This window comes from Salinimicrobium oceani, assembly GCF_012037645.1.
Genome location: NZ_JAAVJR010001158.1, coordinates 1 through 352 on the forward strand (window position 1 = coordinate 1; position 352 = coordinate 352).

Sequence of the window (352 nt, forward strand, 5' to 3'; positions counted from 1 at the left end):
TTCAAGAGCTACTCGGGTCACCGTCTTAGGGTCGATGATTCCTGCGGTCATCATGTCACCCTAAGTATCTGTTTTGGCGTCATAACCGTAGTTGCCTTTTCCTTCAAGAACTTTATTGATCACTACAGAGCCTTCGCCACCTGCGTTCTCCACAATCGTTCTAAGTGGAGCTTCAATAGCACGGCTCACGATCTGGATTCCTGTAGCTTCATCTGCATTTAGAGATTCAAGGTTTGCCAATACTGCTTTCGCACGTACAAGGGCAACACCACCACCGGCAACGATTCCTTCTTCTACAGCCGCACGGGTTGCATGAAGCGCATCGTCAACACGGTCTTTCTTCTCTTTCATT

1 pseudogene is annotated in these 352 nt (G+C 48.3%); it reads right to left on the reverse strand.

Features of this window, described 5'->3' with window-relative positions:
* A pseudogene (locus tag HC175_RS21260) lies at positions 1–352 on the reverse strand (TCP-1/cpn60 chaperonin family protein); the annotation flags it as partial.